The 24,149-nt window shown below is 44.6% G+C and carries 21 protein-coding genes and 1 pseudogene; 12 read left to right on the top strand and 10 right to left on the bottom strand.

Annotated features, from left to right (window positions below; genetic code table 11):
* The first annotated feature begins 823 nt into the window (after positions 1-823).
* The 6 genes and pseudogenes from CRECT_RS07560 (at position 824) to CRECT_RS07545 (ending at position 8,159) form a co-directional block, all read left to right on the top strand.
* A complete protein-coding gene (locus CRECT_RS07560) occupies positions 824-3,196 on the top strand; it encodes a tetratricopeptide repeat protein (RefSeq protein WP_004318893.1) in 2,373 nt (790 codons plus the stop codon).
* 750 nt (positions 3,197-3,946) lie between these two features.
* Positions 3,947-4,165 (top strand): hypothetical protein, encoded by a 219-nt coding sequence (locus CRECT_RS12660; RefSeq protein ID WP_227932243.1) that lies wholly within the window; start codon positions 3,947-3,949, stop codon positions 4,163-4,165.
* 5 nt (positions 4,166-4,170) lie between these two features.
* Positions 4,171-4,503, top strand: a complete 333-nt coding sequence (locus tag CRECT_RS12655; RefSeq protein ID WP_232501102.1) for an MATE family efflux transporter — start codon at positions 4,171-4,173, stop codon at positions 4,501-4,503.
* 257 nt (positions 4,504-4,760) lie between these two features.
* Positions 4,761-5,231, top strand: a pseudogene (locus CRECT_RS12650) (MATE family efflux transporter); the annotation flags it as partial.
* 130 nt (positions 5,232-5,361) lie between these two features.
* Positions 5,362-6,129 carry a hypothetical protein gene (locus CRECT_RS07550; RefSeq protein WP_004318900.1) on the top strand — a complete coding sequence of 256 codons (768 nt, stop codon included), beginning with the start codon at positions 5,362-5,364 and terminating at the stop codon, positions 6,127-6,129.
* Positions 6,130-6,170: 41 nt separating this feature from the next.
* On the top strand, positions 6,171-8,159 hold the full coding sequence (locus tag CRECT_RS07545) for a hypothetical protein (RefSeq protein ID WP_004319022.1): 1,989 nt from the start codon (positions 6,171-6,173) through the stop codon (positions 8,157-8,159).
* Here CRECT_RS07545 and CRECT_RS07540 read toward each other — a convergent pair.
* The 4 genes from CRECT_RS07540 to alaS all read right to left on the bottom strand — a co-directional run bounded on the left by CRECT_RS07540 (position 8,149) and on the right by alaS (position 14,213).
* The gene (locus CRECT_RS07540) at positions 8,149-10,074 is read right to left on the bottom strand and encodes a transglycosylase domain-containing protein (protein WP_004319051.1); all 1,926 of its coding nucleotides are present in this window, start codon (positions 10,072-10,074) and stop codon (positions 8,149-8,151) included. The genes CRECT_RS07545 and CRECT_RS07540 overlap by 11 nt on opposite strands.
* A complete protein-coding gene (gene maf / locus CRECT_RS07535; RefSeq protein WP_004319003.1) occupies positions 10,071-10,616 on the bottom strand; it encodes a septum formation inhibitor Maf in 546 nt (181 codons plus the stop codon). The genes CRECT_RS07540 and maf overlap by 4 nt, the downstream gene beginning before the upstream one ends.
* Positions 10,616-11,110 (bottom strand): hypothetical protein, encoded by a 495-nt coding sequence (locus CRECT_RS07530; RefSeq protein ID WP_004319080.1) that lies wholly within the window; start codon positions 11,108-11,110, stop codon positions 10,616-10,618. The genes maf and CRECT_RS07530 overlap by 1 nt, the downstream gene beginning before the upstream one ends.
* Before the next feature lie 553 nt (positions 11,111-11,663).
* On the bottom strand, positions 11,664-14,213 hold the full coding sequence (gene alaS / locus CRECT_RS07525) for an alanine--tRNA ligase (RefSeq protein WP_004318919.1): 2,550 nt from the start codon (positions 14,211-14,213) through the stop codon (positions 11,664-11,666).
* Between the two features lie 182 nt (positions 14,214-14,395).
* Here alaS and CRECT_RS07520 point away from each other — a divergent pair, with 182 nt between their 5' ends.
* The 3 genes from CRECT_RS07520 to CRECT_RS07510 are packed head-to-tail and all read left to right on the top strand — an operon-like array spanning position 14,396 to position 16,684.
* Complete coding sequence (locus tag CRECT_RS07520) at positions 14,396-15,256, top strand: Gfo/Idh/MocA family oxidoreductase (protein WP_004318892.1); 861 nt, start codon at positions 14,396-14,398, stop codon at positions 15,254-15,256.
* Entirely contained in the window at positions 15,253-16,185 is a 933-nt protein-coding gene (gene hemH, locus CRECT_RS07515; RefSeq protein WP_039888025.1) for a ferrochelatase, read from the top strand. The genes CRECT_RS07520 and hemH overlap by 4 nt, the downstream gene beginning before the upstream one ends.
* 43 nt (positions 16,186-16,228) lie before the next feature.
* Positions 16,229-16,684 carry a hypothetical protein gene (locus CRECT_RS07510; protein WP_004319045.1) on the top strand — a complete coding sequence of 152 codons (456 nt, stop codon included), beginning with the start codon at positions 16,229-16,231 and terminating at the stop codon, positions 16,682-16,684.
* Positions 16,685-17,109: 425 nt separating this feature from the next.
* Here the strand turns inward: CRECT_RS07510 and CRECT_RS07505 are convergent, their stop codons facing one another.
* Both CRECT_RS07505 and CRECT_RS07500 read right to left on the bottom strand, forming a co-directional pair.
* On the bottom strand, positions 17,110-17,514 hold the full coding sequence (locus tag CRECT_RS07505; protein WP_004318952.1) for a hypothetical protein: 405 nt from the start codon (positions 17,512-17,514) through the stop codon (positions 17,110-17,112).
* The gene (locus CRECT_RS07500) at positions 17,514-17,693 is read right to left on the bottom strand and encodes a hypothetical protein (RefSeq protein ID WP_004319075.1); all 180 of its coding nucleotides are present in this window, start codon (positions 17,691-17,693) and stop codon (positions 17,514-17,516) included. Before CRECT_RS07500 ends, CRECT_RS07505 begins: the two co-directional genes overlap by 1 nt.
* Before the next feature lie 430 nt (positions 17,694-18,123).
* Here CRECT_RS07500 and CRECT_RS07495 point away from each other — a divergent pair, with 430 nt between their 5' ends.
* Positions 18,124-18,306, top strand: coding sequence for a hypothetical protein (locus tag CRECT_RS07495; protein WP_157752374.1), 183 nt, complete (start codon positions 18,124-18,126; stop codon positions 18,304-18,306).
* 321 nt (positions 18,307-18,627) lie between these two features.
* Here CRECT_RS07495 and CRECT_RS07490 read toward each other — a convergent pair whose 3' ends face one another.
* From CRECT_RS07490 to CRECT_RS07475, 4 genes are all read right to left on the bottom strand, one after another.
* Entirely contained in the window at positions 18,628-19,362 is a 735-nt protein-coding gene (locus tag CRECT_RS07490; RefSeq protein WP_004318888.1) for an amino acid ABC transporter ATP-binding protein, read from the bottom strand.
* A gap of 8 nt (positions 19,363-19,370) precedes the next feature.
* Positions 19,371-20,045 carry an amino acid ABC transporter permease gene (locus CRECT_RS07485; RefSeq protein WP_004319087.1) on the bottom strand — a complete coding sequence of 225 codons (675 nt, stop codon included), beginning with the start codon at positions 20,043-20,045 and terminating at the stop codon, positions 19,371-19,373.
* On the bottom strand, positions 20,032-20,685 hold the full coding sequence (locus tag CRECT_RS07480; protein ID WP_004318914.1) for an amino acid ABC transporter permease: 654 nt from the start codon (positions 20,683-20,685) through the stop codon (positions 20,032-20,034). Before CRECT_RS07480 ends, CRECT_RS07485 begins: the two co-directional genes overlap by 14 nt.
* A gap of 101 nt (positions 20,686-20,786) precedes the next feature.
* Positions 20,787-21,779: a c-type cytochrome gene (locus tag CRECT_RS07475; protein WP_004319071.1), complete on the bottom strand. Its 993-nt coding sequence runs from the start codon at positions 21,777-21,779 to the stop codon at positions 20,787-20,789.
* A 114-nt stretch (positions 21,780-21,893) separates the two neighbouring features.
* Between CRECT_RS07475 and CRECT_RS07470 the strand changes: the two genes are divergently transcribed.
* Entirely contained in the window at positions 21,894-23,027 is a 1,134-nt protein-coding gene (locus tag CRECT_RS07470; protein WP_004318918.1) for an agmatine deiminase family protein, read from the top strand.
* A gap of 12 nt (positions 23,028-23,039) precedes the next feature.
* Positions 23,040-23,978 (top strand): cation diffusion facilitator family transporter, encoded by a 939-nt coding sequence (locus tag CRECT_RS07465; RefSeq protein WP_004319104.1) that lies wholly within the window; start codon positions 23,040-23,042, stop codon positions 23,976-23,978.
* Positions 23,979-24,149: the final 171 nt, after the last annotated feature.

Here is a 24,149-nt window from a genome sequence, read left to right as displayed (position 1 = left end):
ATCAAGCCTTGCAAGCTAAAATTTAACTGCAAAAAGGCGGTTTCGCAAACATTGATATAAAATGGCGGAGCGATCGGATGCGGCAAAACAAACTCCAAGGACGGCTAAGATACTAAAAATTCAAATTTTACTATTTCGCCGAATTTCACAATCGCAAATTTAGCCCCCTCAAAAAAGGCAATGTTTTAGAAAATTGAGCGCTAAAAATCCGAAAATAAAATTATTTTCACGCAAAAGCGTTTAGCGCAAAATTTGACGGTGCGGTATTGGCGGGTTTAGCAAAGCAGCATTTAAAAAGCTTCAAAATCAAAATTCGGCTCCGGGCCGGGTCTTTTTAAACATCGTAAAATTTGGCGCGGTCAAACACGTTGCGTAAATTTGCGGCATCGGCGAATTATATTTTAAATTTGGCAAAAATTTGACGCCGTAGCCTAAATTCGGCAGAAAGCTTGCCCAAATTTAGCTGCCGCCCGCTAATTTGCCAAACAAAATAACGCCCGTGCTTTATGGCGGCTCATCCGCAAATATATTTTTTCGGCTCGGTGTAATCGGCCGCCGTAGCCAAGCTCGGTTGCAAAAGCCGTAAAAAGAGGGCCGTTTAATAAACGGCTTCGCCAACGACAAAACCGCGACTAAAAGGCCCTACGTGAAGCAAGGCTTAAAAATCACGTCCGTAAAAATAAAATCCTCTGCTTTACCGAAATTAAATTTAAGCTAAATAAAATTTTATCCAAATGCACGAAATTCGGTAAAAAAATCGCCCCAAAAGCACGCAAAATTCGCTTTTATAACGATTTTAAACGAAAAAGGGTATAATCGCCGTATGAAAAAATATCTTTTGTTTTTTTTACCTATTTTAGCGTTTTCTTTTAGCCTTAGCGTAAATTCGGGCGCAGAGGACGGCAAGACCTACAGCGTGCTAAATTTGCTGGACGAAAAGGAATTTGCGTGCAAAGAGGAGATCCTAGCCTACGACCGAAAGCTATACTACTGCGACATCCCGGGCGGTGCACTGCCAAAAGTGAGCGATAAAATTTTATCTCTCGTTGAGGTGAGGTTTCGCGAGGAGAAAGGCGGTATGAGGATATACGTCGTGCCGCGTGCAAATTCGCGCCTCATTTCATCTAGCGATCTTCTTTACGGCGAGTCCGTCGTGCCCTTTAGCAAAAACGGCGGGCTTGCCAAGCGCCACACGATCGTGATAGATCAAAATTTAAGCGAATTTAAAAAGCAAACAAACGCGGGGGTAAATTTCGCTCCGATATTTGAACGGATGATATCCCCTAGCGTCGGGCCGCTCGATCTAAACAAAGCTCCGATCGAAAATAGCGACAGCAACGATATAAATATGTATCTGGACGTGAAAAAAAGCTACGACGCCAAGCGCTACGACGACGCGATAGCTACTAGCCAAACGGCGTTAAGGCGCTATGCAAACAGCATCTTTGCCAGCGAGTTTTTGCTCTATAGACTGCGCGCTTTGGATAAAATTTTAGACTCGCAAAACAGCTTCGAGGGCTCTGACGCGGCGGATATCGCATCCGAGGGGCGCGCGTGGATGAGACGCTTTGTCTCGGACGAAAACTACCCCGAGGTGCTATATCTCGTGACCAAGGCCTACCTCAAGCAAGAGCTCGTCAGTGACGCAAACTACACGCTAGATATCCTTATAAACGAGCATCCAAACTCAAATTTTACAAAGCTGGCCATACTCGAGTTTGCCGACAGGCTCTACGTCACGGGCAGACAGGACGAGGCCGTGAGGATGTATGAGAACGTGCTCTATTCGGCGCAGACGCTCGATGTCGCCAGCCGCGCGGCTCTGAGCCTCGTGCAGGGCAGTATCGACAAAGCCAAATTCGACCGCGCCAAAGAATATATGCTAAAAATCCTAGATAGAAATCACGAGTATCTACTAAACGACACCTCGAAGCTAACAGCTCTGGCGGGGATATTTCACGAAAAAAAGATCGACGACATCGCTGCGAGAATTTATGAAATTTTACTCGCTCGTCTAAATAAAAACGACGATGATTACGAAACCGTGCTAAAAAATCTAGGCATCGCGCTAATGGGCACGCCCAATACGCAAAAAGCCTACGACTATCTAAAAAGATATCAAAGCGAGTTTGCGGACGGGCAGTACGCCGCTGTCGTGCAAAATGCGCTCGATAGGCTATTTTTCGCCAGAAACGACGAGAGTAACGCGACTAAGCTGCACGAGCGCTACGACGCCCTCATCGAAAAATACGGCAAAACGGACGTCGGAGCTAAGGCGCTAAAAGAGCAGGTTGCTCTCTATCTAAAAGAGCGTAAATTTGAGGATGTTCTGCGCTATACCCAGGCTGTGCGCGATCTAAACGATACGGACGCTAGCGCCGTCTTGGCTCAGGCCGCGCTAAATTTAACGAGTGAAGCCATCCGTCAAAACGACTGCGCTATGGCTGTAAATTTGACCGAAAACTACGGCATAGGCGAGAAAATCGGGGCTAAATTTAAGCTCTTTGACTGCTATATGCGCCTATCGCGCTTCGCCGCCGCGCACGAGCTAGCCTCGCAAAATATCCTTGCGCCCGATATGCTCGACCGCGTGGAGTGGCTCATCAAGCTAGCCTCCGTTTTGATAAAGACGCAGAAGTATAACGACGCCTTGCGCGTGGCCGACGAAGCCCTGGCTGTCGCGTCCAGGCAGGAGTACGCCGACGTCTCGCCCGTGCTTTTTTATAGATTTGAGGCGTTGATGGGGCTTGGCAAGTTCGCCGACGCCGCCGCGACGATAACGGCCGTCGAGACGCTGCGCAGAAACGACTTTAAGGTCATCGAGCTCTACGACCGTATGGCCGAGGCGACATACGGCGCGAACGATTTTTTAAACGCGTCGGTTTACGCTAAAAAGGCGATCGACCTACAAAAACGCCTACATATCGACACTTTTAGCCCGAAAATCGACTTTGAGTACATCGGCTCGCTAAGTAAGCTGGATAGACTAGGCGAGGCTCTGGACGTTGCGCGAGAACTCGTAGATACGCGCTTAGATCCGGAAAACAGACTGCGAGCACTAGCTCAGATCTCGGAAATCTACATCAAGCTAAAACGCGAAAGCGAAGCAAAGCCGTATCTGCAGGAGTGCGTCGGCTCAAATTTACAAAGCTCGTGGAAGGCCATCTGCGCCGAGCAGATGAAGCTCGTGGAGTAAATTTTGAGCTTTTGCTTTTTACGTTAAATTCGGCCAAAATTCGACTGAAAAACCCGCTCAAATTTAGCTTTAAATTTGATAAATTTTACTCGACGCAAATTTGGGCTAAATTTTGCACCGCCTGCTTTTTACTTGCCTAAATTTAACTCAAAAGCCTGGATCAAATTTGAGCTACTTTTCTAAAAAACCAGTTTAAACTTTGCCTTGCGTTCGCCTTTTAACCAGTCTAAAATTGCTATAAACTAAACTAAAATTTGATTTATTTGGCTTAAAATTTTGAGATATTCAAATTTTGCGCGGCAAAACCCGAGCCCTTTTAGTGTTTTGTGGGTTTTATGCGAGGTTTTATCTGTGGTAGATAAATTTAAGTCGTCAAAATCCGCCGCGTCAAATTTTGAAATTTAAAAAATTCGCGTCAAAAAGATGCGAGTTAAATTTGCCGTCAAATTTTAGTAAAATCTTAAAATTCAGCACCGAATTTGGACGAACAAAAACGCGGTCAAATTTCGCTGTGCTCATCCGCCGCAAACAAAAAATCCCGAAAAAAATAAAATTTGCAGGATTAGGCAATGATTTTGCAGGACCAGGCTAACGCAAATTTTAAAATTTGAATATAATTGCGTCAAAACAGTGCGGGCGCCGAAAGCAAATCTGCCCGCCGCCAAAAAGAGCCGCCGTGTCAAAATCCGCCTCAAACGAGAAGTTAGAGCCGCAGAGATTTTTCTCGAACGCCGATTTGGCAAAGCTATTTTGCTCATCGCTATTGAGCAATTTTCGGAGTATTCGGTAGGGCTTGCAGGCTCGATAATGGCCGCAAACATCGGCAAAAGCGCGGTCTCAGCAGTCTCGCTCGTAGAGTTTGTGATGGCGCTTTTTATCAGCGTTTTTGCCGAGGTCGCGACGGGCGGAGCAGTCATCGCCGGCAGTATCTGGGCTCAAAGCAAGCCGGCAACGCCCGAAACGCCGTAAATCAATTGCTTTGGTTTAGCCTCATCATCTCACTCGTCGTCACGGCGCTCATCTTGGCTGGCAAGGATTTTATATTCGGCGCGGTTTTTGGCGACATATCGCCCGAGGTCAGGCGCGACGTGGACGCGTATCTCACGATCGTCGCATTTTCGCTATCGTTTTTGGCAGCGTATTCGGCGGGTGCGGCGATATTTCGCACGATGGGCAACGCCAAGCTACCGATGTATATCATGCTCGCAATGAACGTGCTAAACGTCGTTCTTACCGCGGTCGCGATCCATACTTTTAGGCTGGGTTCACCGGCATCGCCGTCCCGACGCTGGTCGCTAGAGTCCTAGCCGCCGCGATAGTCGTCTATCTGCTGCTTGATGTTAGGCTTAAGCTACACATAAGAAAAACTCTAAAATACGACTTCGACTACGCGATGATAAAGCGAATTTTAAGCATCGGCGTGCCATACGGCTTTGAAAACGGTAGTTTTTCCTCGGGCGCATCGTGGTGCTCAGCCTCGTGACGATGTTCGCGCCGCCGCGATCGCCGCAAACGCCATGGGCAGCACGATAGCGATGTTTCAGGTGTTGCCCGGTATGGCTATGGGCATGGGCTCACCGTCGTGATATCGCGCTGCGTCGGGGCGGGCGACTTCGAGCAGGCCAAATTTTACGCCAAAAAAGTCTTGATTGCCGTCTATATCGCGCAGCTAGTCAGCACGGCTTTGGTACTCCTACTTTTGGAGCCCGTTTTGCGGCTTTATTCGCTCTCGCCTGAGGCCGCGGCGATGACGACGCAGATCGTCTGGTGGCACGGCGTCATGATGGCGCTCATCTGGCCGCTAACCTACACTTTGCCCGTGGTTTTTCGCGCCGCCGCCGCGAGGTATCCGATGTGGGTCAGCGTTTCGTATATGTTCGCGTGCCGCATCGCGCTGGCGTATTTTTTCAGTCTCGCGCTGGGGCTTGGGATGCTGGGGACTTGGTACGCGATGTTTGCGGACTTGGCGGTCAAGCCCATGCTTTTCACGCGCAGATACCTTAACGGCAAATCGACTAAATTTAAAGCGATTTGAGTAGATTATTAAAGCAAAAATATTTATGCAAATATAAAATTTACAATTTATATTTTATTTGCGGCAAATTATGCTTATATTGCCGCATTTATGATATCATATATCAAATTATAAAAACAAGGAAACTGTTTTGAAAGATAAATTAAATCACTTCATTTGGTTTCTTTGGGGGACCAAGACCAAAAAAACACTATCGTTATTAGCTATTTCATCTATCGTGCTTTGTGCTGTTTTTATCCGCACTATTCCAAATTATACTACCCAACTTGGATTTGAATTAGTTTGGTTGTCTGACTACCTCAAATACCAAAGTGGATACTGTATAAATGAAGATAGAATTTTAGATAAGGAGGAAATTTACAAAAAAGCCATAGGGCAATATTTGGATAAAAAGCTAATTTTAACTTGCAAGATAGATGAATATAGAGTTTATTATTATGGTAGCTTTTGGAGAAGTAAATATCAGATAGGATATTATGAGCTGGAAAATATAAATTTGCAAAACTGGATGCAAACTCTAGAAAAATATTATAGAGATGGTAAAACTACGGAAGAAATATTTATAAATGAATTAAAAGCAAAAAAAACAGATCCAAAAAAATACATTAAGATAAATTTAAAAGATATGAGTGCTGGGTTTGATAGGCCAATAATTTTTGGCGATTACGCTTTTGATCTGATGCTTGACTACGGTTTTGTTTTACATCAAAATTTTTTTGGAATCAATCATGGTATTCTTGAAACTGAAAATATAAATATTATGAAAGAAAGGGAAAGGGTCTATTATCTAAATAAAAAAAATAGCTCACTATATACTATTAAATTTGATAACTGTGGCAACATAGATTTTGATATGTATGAAAAATTTTTACAAGCTAGGGAGGCACAAGGTGGCTAATAAGCCTAGAAAATAAATTAACAGCATAAAAAGGATAAAACATGGCGACATATGATCTTAATCTAAATAATGATTATGCAAAGGAAGTGTTAAGCTATTATATATGGGGTCAAGATACGCAACCACCTATCAATAAAATAGCTGATAGCAGATGGATAGACAGAAAAGGGACGGTTACTCTAAAGATAGATGCTAATCAATTTTTTGATAAAGCGCGCAATATCGTTAATGCTAAGGATTTTAAGTTGTTTGAGGTATTTTTTAGTGGGAAGACGAAAAATAAGAATGAATTGGATAAGAATGATTTGAACAAATTTAAAATAATAGATATAAACAACGAATATCATCTTACACAAGAGCAGTTCGCTTTTATTTTTTATAAAGATAGTGATAAATACAATATAGCTCTTGAACCCAAAAAATACCCTGCTTCCATATATCTTTACAATAGAGGATTGTATAATCCTGACTTTGCAAAACTAGCCTTTGTTTTTGGGAGCTTAAAGGTGGGATTAGACACTAAAGATATAAAATACGTACTAGATAAAGACTTAAATCCATTGAGAGTAGAAAATGTATCTTTTGCATTTGAGAGATATGATGACTTTGATCTTACTGGGGGAAAGGGGAGCGAAGCTGTAAATCACATACTAAAACAAGTGGCTGATCCGTCTGGTATCGGTAAAAAAGTCATTCTTGACTTTGGCGATAACGCTACAATTAAGATTGGGGTAATAGATAAGGATTCTTTTGATAGCTTGCCGAGATTAGACGCTAGCGATCTTGATTGGAAAGATTTTTTAAAAGGAGCATATTTTGTAATTTTTAAGAAGTATGGACTCAAAGCGATTACAATGCTTTTATTTTTTGAAGAATATAAGCGCATAAGAGAAACGGGAGTGATTGATTTTTTAGATGAGAGTGGCAGAGTAGTAATATTTGGTAATAGTGAAGATTATGTATTTTATAAAACCAAAACTCAAAATTTTGAATTATCCAGCAATGTAGATATAGACTATAAAATTTTGGGAATAGATGTTGTCCCCGATTTTATTATTGCTTACGTAGAAGATCTTAATCATTATAAAAAGCATTTGGATAAAGGTATAGTTTATGTCGGTGGTAAAGGGTATAATGTTTATAATATTGATGAGAAAAGTGTAATTTTGGACTATAGCGGCAATGGTGAGGTAATTTTCACAGGTATAAAATTGACTGGTGGAAAATTTAATACAAATAAAAACTCATATATAGGATTGAGCAATGAAGAATATGTGCTTGAAAAACCGAATTTGGCTGTATCTAATTTAAAGATAATAACTAAAGATAAAAAAGAATTAGTAATCAGAGATTTTAATGATCGCATCAATAAATTTCTTGGGATAAAATTAAAGAAACTAAGACGGGCATCATTTAAGAAGTTGTTTTATTTTCGTTATAGTTTGATATTGCTTACATCAGAAAAGTATTGGCCTGAAAGACAATATCAACACTCGTTGGAACTTAAAATAATATACCAACATTCTCTTATTTGGTCATATTTTCAAACACAATACAATACGCAATATGAAGATGAAACAAAATATTGCGTTTATAAAGATGAGTATGTTAAGGGTGTGATATTTAACTTTCTTGACCATCATAAAAACCATATTGATAATGGTCCCGATGGTAACTTAATGAAGGAACTTCCAGAAAATATTGATCAATACTTGTCTATATTGAGAAATAATTACAAAGACGCTTCTTCCACTCCCTATATTTCTGAATCAAATGATAATCTCAGGACCGTTATGGTAATAAACGACAAAATATTTGGACGTAACTTTAAAGAGCTTGGAAGCTATAATGGGCATCCTTTTGATATTGTAGTTTCGTTTTATGACATAGACGATTTATGGACTTATGATGATGGTTTTAGTGCATTCCTTGATAAGACCAAGGAATACTATAATATGTATAAAGACAACAAAGAAGAGCTTTTTAGGGTCGAAGCTTATTTGTGCCATATTAATATTTCTAAAATATAAGCCCCTCGTCGTCTTGTTTTATGAGCGTGTCTTGCGCGTCTTGCTTCGGTACCGGCGAGATTTTCGTATATATTTCGCTCACGCCCTCGTGCGCGGTGTGAAAGACTCCTTCGGGCTCGACGAAGGTTTTGAGTTTTGGCGGATACTCCTTCATATAGCTTTCCATAAATTTCTTAAACACCGGAGCCGCCGTGCGTCCGCCGCCCTCGACTTTCCTCATCGGCGTATTATCGTCGTTGCCGTACCACACGACCACCTCGACCTCGGGCGTAAATCCGCAAAACCACGCGTCTATGTTGTTATTTGTCGTGCCGGTTTTGCCCGCGACCTGCACGCCGTTTAGCCTCGCGTTTTGCCCTGTACCCCTATCTACGACCGTCCTTAGCATATCGGTCATTATATACGCTTGCTCGGGTTGGGTCACGACCAGGCGCTCCGGCTCGAAAACCGCTTCTAAATTTTTATAGTTTATGATACGTTTGATCAGGCTTGGCTCCACGATCTCGCCGCCGTTTGGAAATATCGAGTAAAATTTAGCAAATTCTAGAGGCGAGATACCGAAACTGCCAAGCGCGATGGAGAGATTTTTGGGTATGCCGCCAAAACCCATCTCGCTAAGCTTTTTGTAGGCCGTATCGAGCCCGATCTCGTTGAGCAAATTTATCGTGGCTAGGTTGCGTGACTGACGCAGGGCTTCTCGTAGCGTGATATAGCCCTGGAAGCCGCCGCTGTAGTTTTTCGGCCGCCACTCGTACCGGCTGCCTTCGTTAAAGACCCTTGATATGTCCGCAGCCTTGCTCATCGGCGAATAACCCATATCTAGGGCGATCTGGTAGATAAAGGGCTTAAAGCTAGAGCCCGGCTGGCGGGTGCTCTGCGTGGCGCGGTTGTAGCTGCTTTTGGCGTAGTCCACGCCGCCCACCAGCGCTAGGACCTCGCCCGTCTTTGGCAAGGTGACGACGATAGCGCCGTTTAGGATGCTGGCGTTTGCGTCTTTGTTACGTTTTAGTATCTCGTTATGACCGTATTTTAGCGCTTCGGACGCCATCTGCTGCACTTTTAGATCGACGTTTGTTTCTATGACGTAGCCGCCCGTTTTGATGTCCTCAAAGCGCCTCGCAGCCTCTTTTAGCACTTCATCTACGACGTATGGGGCTTTGTTTTGCGTGAGCGTATCGTCAAAGACCACGGGTTGCTCGACTAGCGCGGCTTTATACTCGGCGTCGCTGATCCAGCCTAGCGTGTTCATCCTTGCTATTACGTTGTTTGCACGGCTTAGCGAGAGGTCTAGGTGGCGGGTGGGATCGTAGGTGCTGGGAGCCTTCGGCAGGCCGACTAGGATCGCGATCTCTTTTAGCGTGAGCTCGTCAAGCTCTTTTCTGAAATACCCCTTCGCCGCCGTCTTGATACCGTGGTAGCCGTGTCCCAGATAGACGTGATTTAGGTAGCGCTCTAAGATTTGCTCTTTGCTTAGCTCGTTTTCAAGCTTCATCGAGATGATCATCTCCTTGACCTTGCGAGTTAGCTTTTTTTCTCTGGTTAGCACCATGTTTTTAACGAGCTGTTGCGTGAGCGTGCTAGCTCCTTCGACTAGCTTGCCCGCCTTTATATCCTTAACGATAGCTCGCGTGATGGCCTCGGGATTTACGCCGCTGTGTTCGAAAAAGCTCGTATCCTCGATCGCCACCAGCGCCTCGATGACGCGCGGCGGGATGTCCTCGTACTTGACGTAGATCCTATTTTCGTCAAAGATATTTGCGATGAGTTCGCCGTTTCTATCGTAAATTTGAGTCGTTAGCTTTGGCCTAAAGTCGATGATATTTGACGCGTCAAATCTAACCTGCGAATAAAGATACACAAACGCCGCACCCAGAGAAACAAAGATAAAAAACAAAATCGAAGCTAAAATTCTCATAAAAAGGCCTTTAAAATTTTCGCATTTAGCCCCATTGCGGTGCTAGTTTCGCCGTTTTGGCTTAGGATGTATTTTTTGTTGAAATTTTCTATCGTCATAGCTCCGGCTTTGCCCTGCCAAAGATCGCCCGATAGGTAGTTTTGTAGGTCGGTTTCGTCAAATTTGGCAAATTTATACTCGGCGAAGCTTACGTTAATAAGCTCGAATTTTTCGCCCAAAAATATCATCGCGGTTACGATTCTAGCGACGTTACCGCTTTGCATTCGTAGCATTTTAAGCGCCTCTTTTTCGTCTTTTGCTTTACCTAAAATTTTACCGTCGCACACCACGACGCTATCGGCGAAAAGGACGTTTTTCGCGCCGTCGTTTGCCTTTAAAAACTGCTCTTTTTTTGCCGCGACGATCTTTTGGACGTAGACGTGCGGCGGTAAATTTTTATCTACGCCGCTCTCGTCGTAGTCAAAGAAGACCTGCTCAAATTTGACGCCGTGATCTCGTAAAACCTTAGCTCTAGTGACCGAGCTCGAAGCCAAAATAATCATCAAAACTCCCTGTAAGACACGCCAAGATACGCCGCAAATAGCGCGAATGCGATGTTTAGCGGGATGAAGTAATAAACCGTAACGATTAAGTTTTCATGAAGCTCGACGTAGTCGCTATTTTGTATGGATTTTGCGGTTTTGCTTAAGCGGTAGGTGACGTAGACGACGTTTAAAAGCAAAAATCCCCAAACCGCCCATTTCGTCGTTAAAATCGTATTTAGCATCGGGTCTGCGTTTTTGATCGCATTTTGCTTGCCAAGCATCATGCCCGTCACGCCTATGACGAGTATCGAGCCGTAGATCGCGTAGCCAAGGCGCTTTATCATAGAGATTATCATTTGGTATTTGTGCGTATCACCCTCGATATTTTTCATAAAAAATTTCGCCATAAGTAAAAAATTCGCCTGAAATCCGATAAAAACGACCACGGCAATGATATGTGCGAAAGGCAAGATATGTGCCGGGCTGGTAAAAGCTATGTTAAATTCGGGCATTCGCTCCCTTTAGTTTTAAATTTGTTTGCGCTAAATTTTCTTTGACGGCGACAAAATTCGACGTTGCGGCGCGCAAGTAAAATAAGTTCATAAATTTATATTTCCTTTAAATTTTAATCTTAGCTCGCAAAACGCAATTTTTTAAGCGCGCTTTTAGTTGTTAAATTTCATGCTTTGCGGTATCGAATTTACGCGCTAAAACCTTGCTCGAATTTGGCTTTATTGGCCGCCGCTACATTATTCATCGCCAAATTATTCGATCTTTCAAATCTTTATAAATTTGAAGAACTAAAATTGCCGCCGAATTTACGAGCTTGAAAACCGCCTTAAATTTATCAAATTTCGTTGCCGAATTTGACGAGTTAGTCTTTGCCGACTTTTGCTTTTTAAATTTGTCGGCAAAAGGCAAAAATCAACCGTCAAAAATCGCTCTGCGGCTTTAAATTTTACTCTATAAATTAGCGCAAAATCCACCGATTTTTCTTGATCCGGGAGTTTTGCGCCTCAAAGATACAAGCCAAATTTAAATCTAGCGAATTCGGGAGCAAATAAGCTATTTTTCAAGCTTGATTTTAGCAAACTCAAACGCCTGCCTCATCGCATCCTCGATCGCTAGCACGTTTTTGCCGCCGGCGGTTGCGAAATCATCCTTGCCGCCGCCGTTTCCGCCTAAAATTTGCGCCGTAAATTTGACCCATTCGCCCGCTTTTAAAGCCGCATTTTTCACACCTGCGGCCAGCGCGATTTTGCCTTCTTCATTTACTTGCACGAGCAGGATCGCGGCCTTTTCGTTCTCGTTTTTAAACTCGTCTATCGTAGCCTTTATATCGCCGCCGTCAAGCACCGCGACGCAAAGCTTGGTCTCGTTTACATTTACGCATGCCAGAGCGTGCGCGTTTTTGGCTTGCTTAGCCTTATCTTTTAGGCTTTTTATTTCGGCTTTTAGCTTTTTTACCGCGCCTATCGGCTCGGTGCTTTTTAGCTCGGTTTTCAGCTCCTCGATCTCGCTGCGCCAGGCTTTTGCGAGATTTAGCGCGGCTTTGGAGCACACGGCCTCGATCCTGCGCACGCCCGCGCTCACGCCGCCTTCTTTAGTGATGAAAAACGCGCCTATCTGGCTTAAATTGCTTACGTGCGTACCGCCGCAAAGCTCCTTGCTAACCTCGCCGAAGCTTAGCACGCGCACCTTGTCGGCGTATTTCTCGCCAAATAGCGCGATCGCGCCGCTATTTTTGGCATCCTCGATGTCCATTATCTCCGTTTTTGCCTCTATATTTTCGCTAATCGCGGCATTGACGAAATTTTCGATCTTTGTTAGCTCCTCCGCCGTCACGGCCTTTGGATGCGAGAAGTCAAACCTGAGCCTGCTTGCCTCGACGCTAGATCCGGCCTGCGCGATATGCGTGCCAAGAACGCTTCTAAGCGCAGAGTGAAGTAGGTGCGTGGCACTGTGGTGGCGCGCGATCTCGGCTCTTTGCTCGCTTACTTTTAGTTTTACGGTATCGCCGATTTTAAGCTCTTTTTTGACTGTGACATTTGATAAGCTTAACCCGAAAAACTTCTGCGTATCTAGTACGTCGGCCGCGCCCGCGACTTCGCCGCTATCGCCCGCCTGGCCGCCGCTTTGCGCGTAAAAAGGCGTCACGTCAAACATCGCCCAGCCTTGCTCGCCGGCTTTTAAAATTTGCGTTTCTTTAAAATCCTCGTCAAGCAGCGCTAAAACCTTGCTCGTGCGCTCAAGCTCCTCGTAACCGCTAAATTCATTTTCGCCGAATTTCTCTAAAAGCGCCTTAAAATCGCCCTTTGCGCTCTTATCGCCGCTGCCTTTCCAAGCAGCTTTAGCGCGCGCTTTTTGCTCGCTCATCAGCTCGTCAAATTTAGCTTCGTCGACTTTGAGCCCCTTTTCGCGTAGCATGTCGGCGGTAAGATCTAGCGGAAATCCGAAGGTATCGTAAAGCTTAAACGCAGCCTCGCCGCTAAAAATATCTTTCGTGCGCGTTAGCTCGCTCTCAAAAAGCTCGAGCCCGCTTGCGATCGTGGCTAAAAATCTCTCTTCTTCGAGCTTGATTTGCTCTTTTACCGCCGCTTTTTTCTCGTTTAGGTAGGCATAGTGGCCGCCCATTAGCTCGCAGACTTTATCGACGAGGCGGTACATAAAGGGCTCTTTTATACCTAGCAGATATCCATGCCTGATCGCTCGGCGAAGGATACGGCGAAGCACGTAGCCGCGGCCCTCTTTGTCAAATGTAGTGCCTTGAGCCAGCAAAAAAGTCACCGAGCGGATGTGATCGCTGATGACGCGGTAGCTAGCGCCGCTCTCGTAAGCGTAAGGCTTGCCGCAAAGCGCGGCTACTTCCTCGATAAGAGGCATAAAAAGCGAACTGTCGTAGTTGCTAAATTTGCCTTCCATTATCGCCGTGACGCGTTCAAGTCCCATGCCTGTGTCGATGCTAGGCTTTGGCAGCGGGGTTAGTTTGCCGTCGCTGCTGCGCTCGTATTGCATAAAAACCAGGTTCCAAATTTCAAGAAATCTATCGCCGTCGCCGCCCATATAGTCCTCAGGCGTGTTAAAGTGCTCGCCGCCTTGGTCGTAAAAGATCTCCGAGCACGGTCCGCACGGTCCCGTATCGCCCATCTGCCAGAAGTTATCGTGATCGCCGAATCTATAAATGCGCTCTTTTGCGATGTGCTGTTCCCATAGCGCAAACGCCTCGTCGTCTCTCTCGTGAACCGTGACGTATAAGCGGTCTTTGGGTAGTTTTAGCGCCTGCGTGACGAACTCCCACGCATACGCGATCGCGTCACGTTTAAAGTATTCGCCGAAGCTAAAATTTCCCAGCATCTCAAAAAACGTGTGGTGGCGCGCGGTGTAGCCGACGTTGTCTAGGTCGTTGTGCTTGCCGCCTGCGCGGATGCAGGTCTGACAGCTCGTGCGTATGGGCGGAGTAGGGCGCGGCACTTCGCCGGTGAAAATACTCTTAAACGGCACCATGCCCGCGTTTGTAAAAAGCAGCGTAGCGTCGTTTGGCACGAGCGGCGCGGATGGGATGATCTCATGACCTTTGCTTGCGAAAAAATTTAAATAAGCCTCTCTAATATCCATCGTTTTTTTCCTGATTTAAATTTTAAAATAGGGCTGATTTTAGCATAAATTTGATAAAACTTGTTTGAGGCGGGGCGGGCTTAAAGACGCGGGTAAGATTTCAAAAATCGCTCGCATTATCCGTTTAATTACTATTTTTTACTATAATTGCCTCAAAAACATTAAAATTCTGGAAAAATATTATGAAAAAACGAGTTGCTATCGTAGGTTTTGGAAATAGAGCAAGGCATTATTACAACGAGCTTCGCCGCTCGGAGCACTTTGAGTTGGCGGCGATTTTTGACGGCGTGCAAAATAACGAAATTTACGGACGGATTCCCTTTTACGACAATATAAACGACCTTTTGGACTCCGTGCAAATCGACGCTCTAATCGTTACCGACACGCATAAATATCTAAATTTGATACCCAAATGCTTAAATTTTATAAAATTTATATTGCTTGATCCTTGGCTTTGCAAATCAGGCGAGATAAGAGAGCTCAAATACTGCTTTAAATCCCAAAATATCGGTGCTTACGTGGCATTTATCGATAGGTTTAATCCCGTTATCGCCTCGGTAAAAAAGGAGCTTGCCAAAGAAAAAGAAATTTTCTCGTTAAATATCGCTCGCGGGTTTAACAAAGGCGTAAATTTGCAACTTGAAATTTTACAAAACATCGATGCGGTGAGGTTTATAACGGGTAGCGAGATAGTCTTTAGCAATAAAATTTTAACCCAAAACGAAGACAAAAGAAGCGAAACCGACACGCTTTTTCAACTCAAATTTAAAAACCAGACGTTAGCGAGCATCCACAACTCAAAACGCTTTAGGGCCGAGCGATTTACGATCGAATTTGCCGCGAGCGGGGGCGTGTATTTCGGCGATATACTAGGGCTTAAACTAAACAAATATACGGCCGATGGGCAGCAAAATTTGAAAGTTTATAGCGACCTTTCGCCCGTTAAAGCTATGCTTGGCGAGTTTTATCAAGCCTGCTGCGGCGCAAAAAACGATCTAAGCACGCTCGAAGATGCGCTCAAGGCTCAGGAGATTTGCGAATGAGGCTAATTTTATTGCTAAATATGGGCGGGCCAAATGAACTTGGCGAGGTCGAGGTTTTTTTGAAAAATATGTTTAACGATCCTTGTATTTTGGGGATAAAAAGCCCGTTTTTGCGTAAATTCGTCGCATTTATGATAACCAAATCGCGCCTAAAAACCGCGCAAAACAACTACCGCCAAATCGGCGGCAAGTCGCCTATTTGCGAGCTTACGGCAAGGCTGTGCGGTAAAATTTCGCATTTTTTAGACGAGGATACCGCCGTAGCCTTTGCGATGAACTATACGCCGCCTTTTGCCAAAGACGTTTTGGCCGAGTTTGCGGACGTTTCGGAGATCGTCGTTTTCCCGCTCTACCCGCATCACTCGGTTACGACCGTGACATCTAGTTTAAATGATTTTGAAAAAGCGCTAGCCGAGTTAAATTTAAAAGCAAAAACAAAAATCATAGATGCCTTTTTCGAGGATGAAAGATATAGCGAGATCGTTGCGGACGACATAGCAAAAAGCGCGCAAAATTTAAACGTCGGCGAGATAACGCTGATATTTTCGGCTCACTCTTTGCCTCAAAAGATCATCGATGCGGGCGATATTTACGAAGAGCACGTCAAGCGGCACGTGCAAATTTTGTCAAAGATTTTGGAAGAGCGAGGGTTAAAATTTAAGGAAATTTTGCTCGCGTATCAGTCGAGGCTGGGGCCCGTAAAATGGCTCGAACCGTCGCTAAATCAGGCTCTTGAAAATCTAAAAGATAAAAAGGCGCTCGTTTATCCAATCTCATTTTGCATCGATAACTCGGAAACCGTTTTTGAGCTGGCAAAAGAATTTAAACATATCGCAGACGGGTTAAATTTCGAGTTTTACGACGTTGTGGCTTGCCCGAACGACGGCGAAAAATTCGCTAGATTTATCGCAAACAAAGCCGTGGAATAAAATTTGCTTGCGATAAATCATCTTTGTATAAAAAGGATGTAAAATGACGATCGAAGAGCAAAAATTTATCCAAAAGATTTTAGCCGAGCTTGCGCAAAAAGCCGCGGAAAATAGCGCCAAAGCGGCAAAAGACGGCGATTTTGAAAGAGAACTTAAAGTTGCCACTAAAGCGATAGAAACCACTAAAGAGCCGGATGTAGAGGGTTTCAAAAAGAGGCTTACGGAGCTTGGCGCGGCAGGATTTTTATCGCAAATGAACGAGCAAAAAATCCAGGAAAAATTAAGAGCCAAAAAAGAGGAACTGATGGAGGCTCTGGGGCTAAATGCCGATATGAAGCAAAGCCTAAGGAGCGAGCTTGAGGCCGTATTGGACGAGCTTTTGGCTAAATACGAAAAAGAGCTGCGAGCCAGCCTGCAAAGCAACTCTTTGCTAGAAAAACAGCAGTCTTTACAAAATAAAAATTCCTCAATGCTGGGTGCGGCTTTGGGTATCGTATAAATTTGTCGCGGTTTTGGGCGGTTTGGTAGTGCGGTAAAATTCGGGAGACGCCTTATAGGTGAAATTCGTGTTTTGCTCCGGTTGCGATAGCGCCTCGGAAACCAAAATCATAATGCGATAAAATTTGTGCAAAAGCTATGGCTTTTAAAGTTAAATTTTTTGATATTTGCCAAATTCGAGTTACTTGGCATTCTCGCGCCTTAAAAACTTAGAATAACGCTTTAAGATTTGATTGCAAGGCGGCAAAAAACGAATTGAATTTTGCTTACGTTAGGGCAAATTTTGCTATGCCGGACCGCGAGCTCTTTTCTGTGTTTTAGCGACGGATGATTGAAAATTAAAAAATTTTTAAAAATCAATCCTAAAATTTATTAGTTTTCAACCGGCAAATTTATTGTTTTTATGCGGAGGTTTTTGGTCTCTACTTAAACTGCCCGAACTTTTATCAGAGAGTTGAAGCTTTTCAGCTCCAGCTCGCCGCTCTCGTTTTTGACGACCATATACCAAACCTTTGAGTCGTTTTTCCAGCTTCCGTCATCAAGCCTGGCCTCAAATTTATCCCCCTCTTTTGCTCTGAAAGTGAAAGAGGTGTCATAATACTTATGTTTGCTATCCCAATTCTTGCCGTTGCAATCGATAAATTCTCTACTGGCCTTACCATCCGCAAAGCTTAGCCTAGCCATATATGCGTGGCCGTTTTTCCTAGGGTCTATGCTCTCAAAGGTCTTGACTATGAACTGTTTGTCCTCTTTGCGGCTTTCTATGATAGCCTTTGCTTGAGACACGATCTCAAGCAATTCTTCGTTTGATAAAAGGGTTAGATTTTCCATTATTTACCCTTTATGACACGTTCAAACTCGTTAATATCGACATCCATATCAAGAGCTCTTTGATACTCGGCTCTTTCATCGGCGCCGTCTAAATTTTGAGCAAACCAGGTGAAAGTCTTTTTATCTATATCGTTTAGCCTTACGGACTCTCTGTCTTCCGGCGACAAAATAGTATCCACAAATACTTGAATTCTTTCTAGCGTAGTGTTTGACGGAAAGCTTCCGCCGCATATGCAGCGGCCATATATGCCCTTGTTACGCTAATTTGCTATGCCTGAGAGGATGGCGTTTGCCTCGCCTTTGTTGTAGTATGTCTTTTTGCATTTTATATCCTTTATTAAATTTGATACAATAAAGGCTCCCGTTTGGGAGCACCTAGCGGCGAGATGGTATCTTGGCGGATTGGTCTCGTCGCACTCTATCTTTTTTACTAATCTAGTAAATTTATGCTGTAATTATATACTATTTTCGTAAGTTTGTCAAGGGTTTTTATACTATTTTAGTAAAAAATATATATTTTCTTTACTAAAATAAGATATTTCTGCTATAATCACAAAATACGAAAGGATATATATGACAAAAAAAGAATTTGACAACACCCTCAAACAAATGGCCCTAACAAGACAAGAGTTTTGCAGGCTGACTGGGCTCGCGTATAGCACGGTAGCGAACTGGAATGACGAGAAGCTTCCTATACCATCATGGGTTGGCAGCTGGATAGAGAATTATGAAAAAGCCAAGAGCTACGAGAGTATGAGAGATCAGGTGTTTAGAATAGAAAAAATCAAATAATTTAAATGGCTTTTAAAAGGTGTTTAAAAAGAAAAATTTACGTTAGAAATCAAAGTGAAAAATTGCGGTTTATGCTCACTTTGATTTTAAGCGTAAATTCACTTTGATTTGAAAAGTGGTTTTACAGAACTTAAGCGATGATTATTTTGGCGTTTATAAATTTGTAGTTTGCGCACTTCGTCAAATTTTAATTAAGCGCTAAAAACGGCGCAGTTTTTAAGGCTAAATTTTAAAATTTCAGCGGTTAAATTTAGCCAAAAAGGCAAAATTTAACGAAGCAAAAACTTTCAAATTTGACGTAAAACGCTAAATTTAAAACCCCTAAAACGAAAATAAATTTAAAAACTTCTTCGCGCGTTCGCTTTTTGGATGCGTGAAAAACGCCTCCGGCTCGCTCTCCTCGACGATTTTGCCCTCATCCATAAAGACGATACGATTCGCCACCGAGCGAGCAAAGCCCATCTCGTGCGTTACGATTAGCATCGTCATGCCGTCTTTTGCGAGGTTTATGACGACGTCTAGCACCTCGCGCACGATCTCGGGATCCAGCGAGGCCGTTATCTCGTCAAATAGCATGATCTCGGGCCTCATGCAAAGCGCGCGTACGATAGCGATACGCTGCTTTTGCCCGCCGCTAAGCTCCTTTGGATAGGCGTATTTTTTGTGTTTTAGGCCTACTTTTTCCAGCCACGCCTCGGCCTCTTTTTCGACCTCTTCTCGGCTTCTTTTTTGTGCTTTTACAGGGCCTAGCACGATATTTTCGATGACGTTCATATGGTCAAACAGCTCGTAGTTTTGAAAAACCATGCCCACTTTTTGGCGGATTTTGATCCAGTCCTTGTAGTCTTTATCGATCTTTTCGCCGGCTATCTCTATCTGCCCGCCGTCAAAGGGCTCAAGGCCGTTTATACAGCGCAGAGTGGTGCTTTTACCACAGCCCGAGGGCCCTAGGATCACGACTACTTCGCCGTTTTTGACGCTAAGGTCGATGCCCTTTAGCACCTGCAAGTCGCCGTAAGATTTGCTTAAATTTGAGAGTTTTAAAATTTCGCTCATTTGATTCCTTATGCCCATCTGTTTTCAAGTATCTTGGATATTTTTGAGATAGGATAGCAGACGAGAAAATATAATAAAAATATAAAGCCGTATATCCAAAACGGCACGGTCGGATTTGCTGTTAGGCTCGCCGTTTCGATCGTTTGCTGTCCGACTTTTAGCAGGTCGGGCACGCCGATGAGGGCGACGATCGGGGTGGTTTTGATGATACGGCTTAGCAAATTTACGCCCGCTGGCACCAGGCGGCGCGTGGCTAGCGGGATCACGACGTAAAGATAAATTTGAGCCTTGCTAAGCGCCAGAGCCGCCGCACTCTCAAACTGATGCCTCGGTATCGAGACGATCGCTCCGCGCACGATATCCATCATCTCAAACACGCCCCACAGGCTAAAGACGATGAGCGAGGCGTTAAATTTGGAAATATCGAGCCCAAATGCCTTGCTCGCGCCGTAGTAAAACAAAAATAGCCAGACGATTTGGGGCATTATGCGTACGATTTCGAGGCAAATTTTTAGCACGAAAAAGATAAATTTGTTTTTTGAGCTCATAGCCACGCCCAAAAACGTGCCTAAAACCAGAGAGATGGCGATCGAGATGGCTGAAATCTGCACGCTCATCCACAGCCCCTCGAAAATCAGCCGCTTTAAGACCAGCGGGTCGAATAAAATACTAACTCCGTCCAACTCTCATCCTTTTTTCGAGCCAAAATAAGACCAAAGATATCGGCAAAATGATAATCAAATAGCTAACTACCAGCATAAAAAGCGCCTCGTCGGTCATGTAGTAAAGCCCGATGATATCCTTCGTCGCATAGACCAGATCGGGTAGGGCGATGATGCTGACGACCGAGGTTTCTTTGATGAGGAAGATGACGTTAGCGGCGATGGATGGGATCGAGACGCTAAAGGCCTGAGGCAAGATAACGTAGCGTAAAATTTGCCCCTGCGTGAGCGCGACGCTAAGCGCGGCCTCGATCTGCGTCTTTTTCACCGCCTCAAAGCCTAGCCTAAAGCTCTCAGCCATATAGCTGCCGCCTAGAAACGCAAGCCCCGTGACCGCACAGGTAAAGGCGCTCAAATTTAGTCCGAATTTGCTAAGTCCGTAGTAGAGAAAGAAAAGCTGTATGAGCAGCGGCGTATTTCTGGAAACTTCAATGTAGCCGTTTATGACGGGCGTCAGGACCTTGATCTTGTAAAATTTAACCAGCGTGCAAAATATGCCGATAATAAGCGAGAGCAAGATGCCGTAAAGCGAGAGCTTGACTGTGAAAATGCCCGCTTTTACGAACATCTGCGTAAATTCTTTTATAAACTCAAAATCCATAAATTTTTTAGCTTCTTTTTGATAATTTCGCGAGATTGTAACGTATTAATACTAAGATTTAAAGACAAATTTAGTATTAATACGAAATGTAAAAGTAAAATTTATTTTTTTAACATAGGCTTAAACGGGCCGTAGCGGTGAGCATTTTCGTCAAAGCCGTCGTTATAAGGTCCTACGTCCATATCCATCGGTTTTATGTCAAGATCGGGGAAATCTTTCTCTCGGTTAGGCTTAACGGGGCGTTCTTGCGAGTTCATAAAGGCGCTGACGTCGTATGCATCCTCCCAACTTAGCGTCGCATCGCCCTTTGGCATCGTGGTTTTTACAAACTGAGCGGCTTTTATGAGGCGGTACATCCCGGCGCCCGTGTTGTAGCTGTCTTTGCCCCAAATCGCCGGAAACAAATAATAATCTCCGCCGCTAGCAAATTCGGGATTTAAAACGCCTTCGCCGTTTTCGCCGTGGCACGAGGCGCATTTATCGGCGTAAATTTTCTTACCGTTTTTGGGATCGCCCGCTCGGTTTATAAATTCGGCTTTCGGAATCCCTTGACCTTTTACTTTCGCACCCACTTCGTAGCCGGTAGAGAGCCACTGCATATAGGTCATTATCGCGCGCATCTCTTTTGAGTTTGCGGGTATCGGTTTGCCCGACATCGAGCGCTGGAAGCAGCCGTTTATACGGTCTTGTAGGGTGATTAGCTGATCGGCTCTTGAGTTATACTGCGGAAATCTCGCGTAAATGCCGACAAACGGGCTTTGATTCGGTACTACGCCTCCGTTTGCGTGACAGCTCGAACAGGATAAATTATTGCCCGCGAAACGCTTTTTCTCGTCTTTTGCCTGAGGTCCCAGATGTCTCGTCGTTTCATTTACGAGCTTTGAGCCGTAGATGACGGTTTTCGCATAAGGCGAGTCGCCAAGCTTGGCTTCATCTATGATGCCGTTTTCATCGATGCCTGCGGGCAGCCTAAATTCCTGTGTTTTTACTTCATAGGGCAGGGTGTTTTTGGCTTTGTTTTTAGCTACGTCAAACGCAAAAGCGGGCGTCAATAAAAACGGAAAAGCTAAAGTTGCGAGAGCTACTTTTTTCATTAAGTCTCCTTAAAATAAGATAAAAATATATGTTTGAAATTATACGAAAATATTATTAAATTTTTTTTAGTAAAGATGTGTTAAGATTTAAAAAAATACAAATAAAGGACGAATTTGAGAGCGTTTGGGGAGTGGGAAAAACAAGAGCTGATATTTTTATCGCTGCCGCACGAAAACACCGATTGGAAGCCGTATCTGGACGAAATTTTAGACGCTTACGAGAGGCTCGTGGCAGCTATCGTACCGTTTCAAAAGGTTGTTTTGATCTGCCCTGATGAGAGGATTTTCGAGAAGAGATTTGCTAAATTTGATAACGTAGAGTTCGTAAAAATCGACACTGATGATACGTGGATACGCGACTACGGTATGATCGACGTAGAGGATTTTGCTGACGCGGATGCAGGCTCAAACGGCAAAAATTCGACGTCGGAAGGTGTGGCGTGCTGCGAGCGGGGCGGCGGCGAAAATAGCTCGCGCAGAGCTAAAATCGTCAGCTATGATTTCAAATTTAACGCTTGGGGCGGTAAATTTGAAAGCTCGAAAGATAACGCCGTAAATTTGGAGCTCGCTAAGTGTTTTAAAAGCGATTTGCGAAGTATCGATCTCGTGCTTGAGGGCGGCAGTATCGATTTTAACGGGCGCGGCACGCTACTAACGACGCAAAAGTGCCTGCTAAACGACAACCGCAACTCTCATCTAAACAAAGATCAGATCGAAGCGCGGCTTAAGGAGCTTTTCGGCCTTCGGCGCGTGATATGGCTTAAAAACGGCTTTATAAAGGGCGACGACACCGATAGCCACATCGATACTTTGGCGCGTTTTATCGCTCCGGATACGATCGCCTACGCCTCCTGCGACGATCCTGACGACGAGCATTTCGAGGAACTTGCCGCGATGAAAAAGGAGCTTGAAAATACGGGCTTTAAGCTCGTGCCGCTACCGCTTCCGAAGGCAAAATTTTACGGCGGCAAGAGGCTTGGCTGCACGTATGCGAATTTTATCTTTATAAACGGCGCCGTTATCGTTCCGACGTATGGCGACGATAACGATAAAATCGTGCTTGAGCGACTCGCGCAGAAGCTGCCTAATCATAAGATAATCGGCGTAGATTCGCTCGTTTTCGTACGTCAAAACGGCTCGCTGCACTGCTCGAGTCAAAACAAGTATAGCGGTGCGAGCGAAGCGAAGCAGGTTTCTAGCGAACGAAGTGAAGCGGAAAACAAGTATAGCGGTGCGAGCGAAGCGTAAGAGCAAAATTTAATGCAAAAAATTTTCGACTACGAGAGCGACGCGGTAAAAGCTGCAAAAAGCAAAGACAAGGGCGAAAACAGAGCCGTCATAGTCGCGGGCGCGACGGCTTTTGCGCTAGCGGTGGTTAAATTTATCGCCGGACTTGCCAGCGGCTCGGTCGCGGTGCTGGGCTCGGCCGTGGACTCGGCGCTAGACTGCGTCGTGTCGCTTTTAAACTTTTTGGCGCTTAAAAAATCGCGCGCCGCGGCAAATGCGAATTTTAACTTCGGCTACGGCAAGCTAGAAGCGGTCGCCGCGATGTTTGAGGGCATTTTCATCATCGGCGCGGCGGCTTTTATCTGCTACGAGAGCTTGCTCAAATTTAACCAAAAAAACGCCGAAATCGACCTAAATTTAGGCATTATCGTTATGCTTTTTTCGCTCGCGGTCACTGGCGGGCTGATAGCGTTTTTAGGCTCGGTCGCAAAACGCACGGCAAATCTCATCGTAAAGGCCGACGCGCTGCACTACAGGAGCGACTTTTATGCCAATCTCGCCGTTATCGCCGCACTAGTCGTCGTGAAATTTACGGGCCTAACCGCGATAGACGCGATTTTTGGACTGGTTATCAGCGGACTGATCGCGCACTCGGCGCTAAATTTGATAAAAGAGAGCCTGGGCGTGCTCCTAGACCGCGCGCTAGAGCCCGAAATAACGGCGCGCATCGAGGAGATAATAAAATCAAAAAAGGAAATTTTAAGCTACCACTATCTAACGAGCAGAAAGAGCGGCGAGAGCTGCTTTTTGAGCGTGCATTTGGTTTTTGAGCGGGGCATTTCGCTCTTTGACGCGCACGCGGTTTCAGATAGCGTAGAAAGCGAGATAAAGGCCGAGTTTAGCGAGCTTAGTTGGCAGATCACGGCACATCTGGATCCTTGCGACGATAGGCTTGGGGCTTGTCAAATTTGAGGCTAAATTCATCAATCTAAAATTTAAGCCGCAAAGGACGCGCAAATCCGTGCGCTAAAGCTGGTAAATTTGGATAGGCGCGGTGCGAGAGCGGAGAATGGCGCGTGAAAGCTAAATCTAAATTTACGCTATTTTGCCCGCAAATGCGCGCTAAATTTGCCAGCCCAAACG

This window comes from Campylobacter rectus (genome assembly GCF_004803795.1).
GTDB lineage: Bacteria > Campylobacterota > Campylobacteria > Campylobacterales > Campylobacteraceae > Campylobacter_A > Campylobacter_A rectus.
The sequence above is the reverse complement of the archived record's forward strand: the minus strand, read 5'-3'. Positions and strand labels throughout refer to the sequence as shown.

Excerpts from the sequence above, each read along its gene's own strand:
- CRECT_RS07520 (WP_004318892.1), top strand. The coding sequence starts at position 14,396 with ATGAAAAAACGAGTTGCTATCGTAGGTTTTGGAAATAGAGCAAGGCAT.
- hemH (WP_039888025.1), top strand. The coding sequence starts at position 15,253 with ATGAGGCTAATTTTATTGCTAAATATGGGCGGGCCAAATGAACTTGGC.
- CRECT_RS07475 (WP_004319071.1), bottom strand. The coding sequence starts at position 21,779 with ATGAAAAAAGTAGCTCTCGCAACTTTAGCTTTTCCGTTTTTATTGACG.
- CRECT_RS07510 (WP_004319045.1), top strand. The coding sequence starts at position 16,229 with ATGACGATCGAAGAGCAAAAATTTATCCAAAAGATTTTAGCCGAGCTT.
- CRECT_RS07545 (WP_004319022.1), top strand. The coding sequence starts at position 6,171 with ATGGCGACATATGATCTTAATCTAAATAATGATTATGCAAAGGAAGTG.
- CRECT_RS07495 (WP_157752374.1), top strand. The coding sequence starts at position 18,124 with ATGGCCCTAACAAGACAAGAGTTTTGCAGGCTGACTGGGCTCGCGTAT.
- maf (WP_004319003.1), bottom strand. The coding sequence starts at position 10,616 with ATGATTATTTTGGCTTCGAGCTCGGTCACTAGAGCTAAGGTTTTACGA.
- CRECT_RS07465 (WP_004319104.1), top strand. The coding sequence starts at position 23,040 with ATGCAAAAAATTTTCGACTACGAGAGCGACGCGGTAAAAGCTGCAAAA.
- CRECT_RS07560 (WP_004318893.1), top strand. The coding sequence starts at position 824 with ATGAAAAAATATCTTTTGTTTTTTTTACCTATTTTAGCGTTTTCTTTT.
- CRECT_RS07505 (WP_004318952.1), bottom strand. The coding sequence starts at position 17,514 with ATGGAAAATCTAACCCTTTTATCAAACGAAGAATTGCTTGAGATCGTG.
- CRECT_RS07530 (WP_004319080.1), bottom strand. The coding sequence starts at position 11,110 with ATGCCCGAATTTAACATAGCTTTTACCAGCCCGGCACATATCTTGCCT.
- CRECT_RS07480 (WP_004318914.1), bottom strand. The coding sequence starts at position 20,685 with ATGGATTTTGAGTTTATAAAAGAATTTACGCAGATGTTCGTAAAAGCG.
- CRECT_RS07490 (WP_004318888.1), bottom strand. The coding sequence starts at position 19,362 with ATGAGCGAAATTTTAAAACTCTCAAATTTAAGCAAATCTTACGGCGAC.
- CRECT_RS07540 (WP_004319051.1), bottom strand. The coding sequence starts at position 10,074 with ATGAGAATTTTAGCTTCGATTTTGTTTTTTATCTTTGTTTCTCTGGGT.
- alaS (WP_004318919.1), bottom strand. The coding sequence starts at position 14,213 with ATGGATATTAGAGAGGCTTATTTAAATTTTTTCGCAAGCAAAGGTCAT.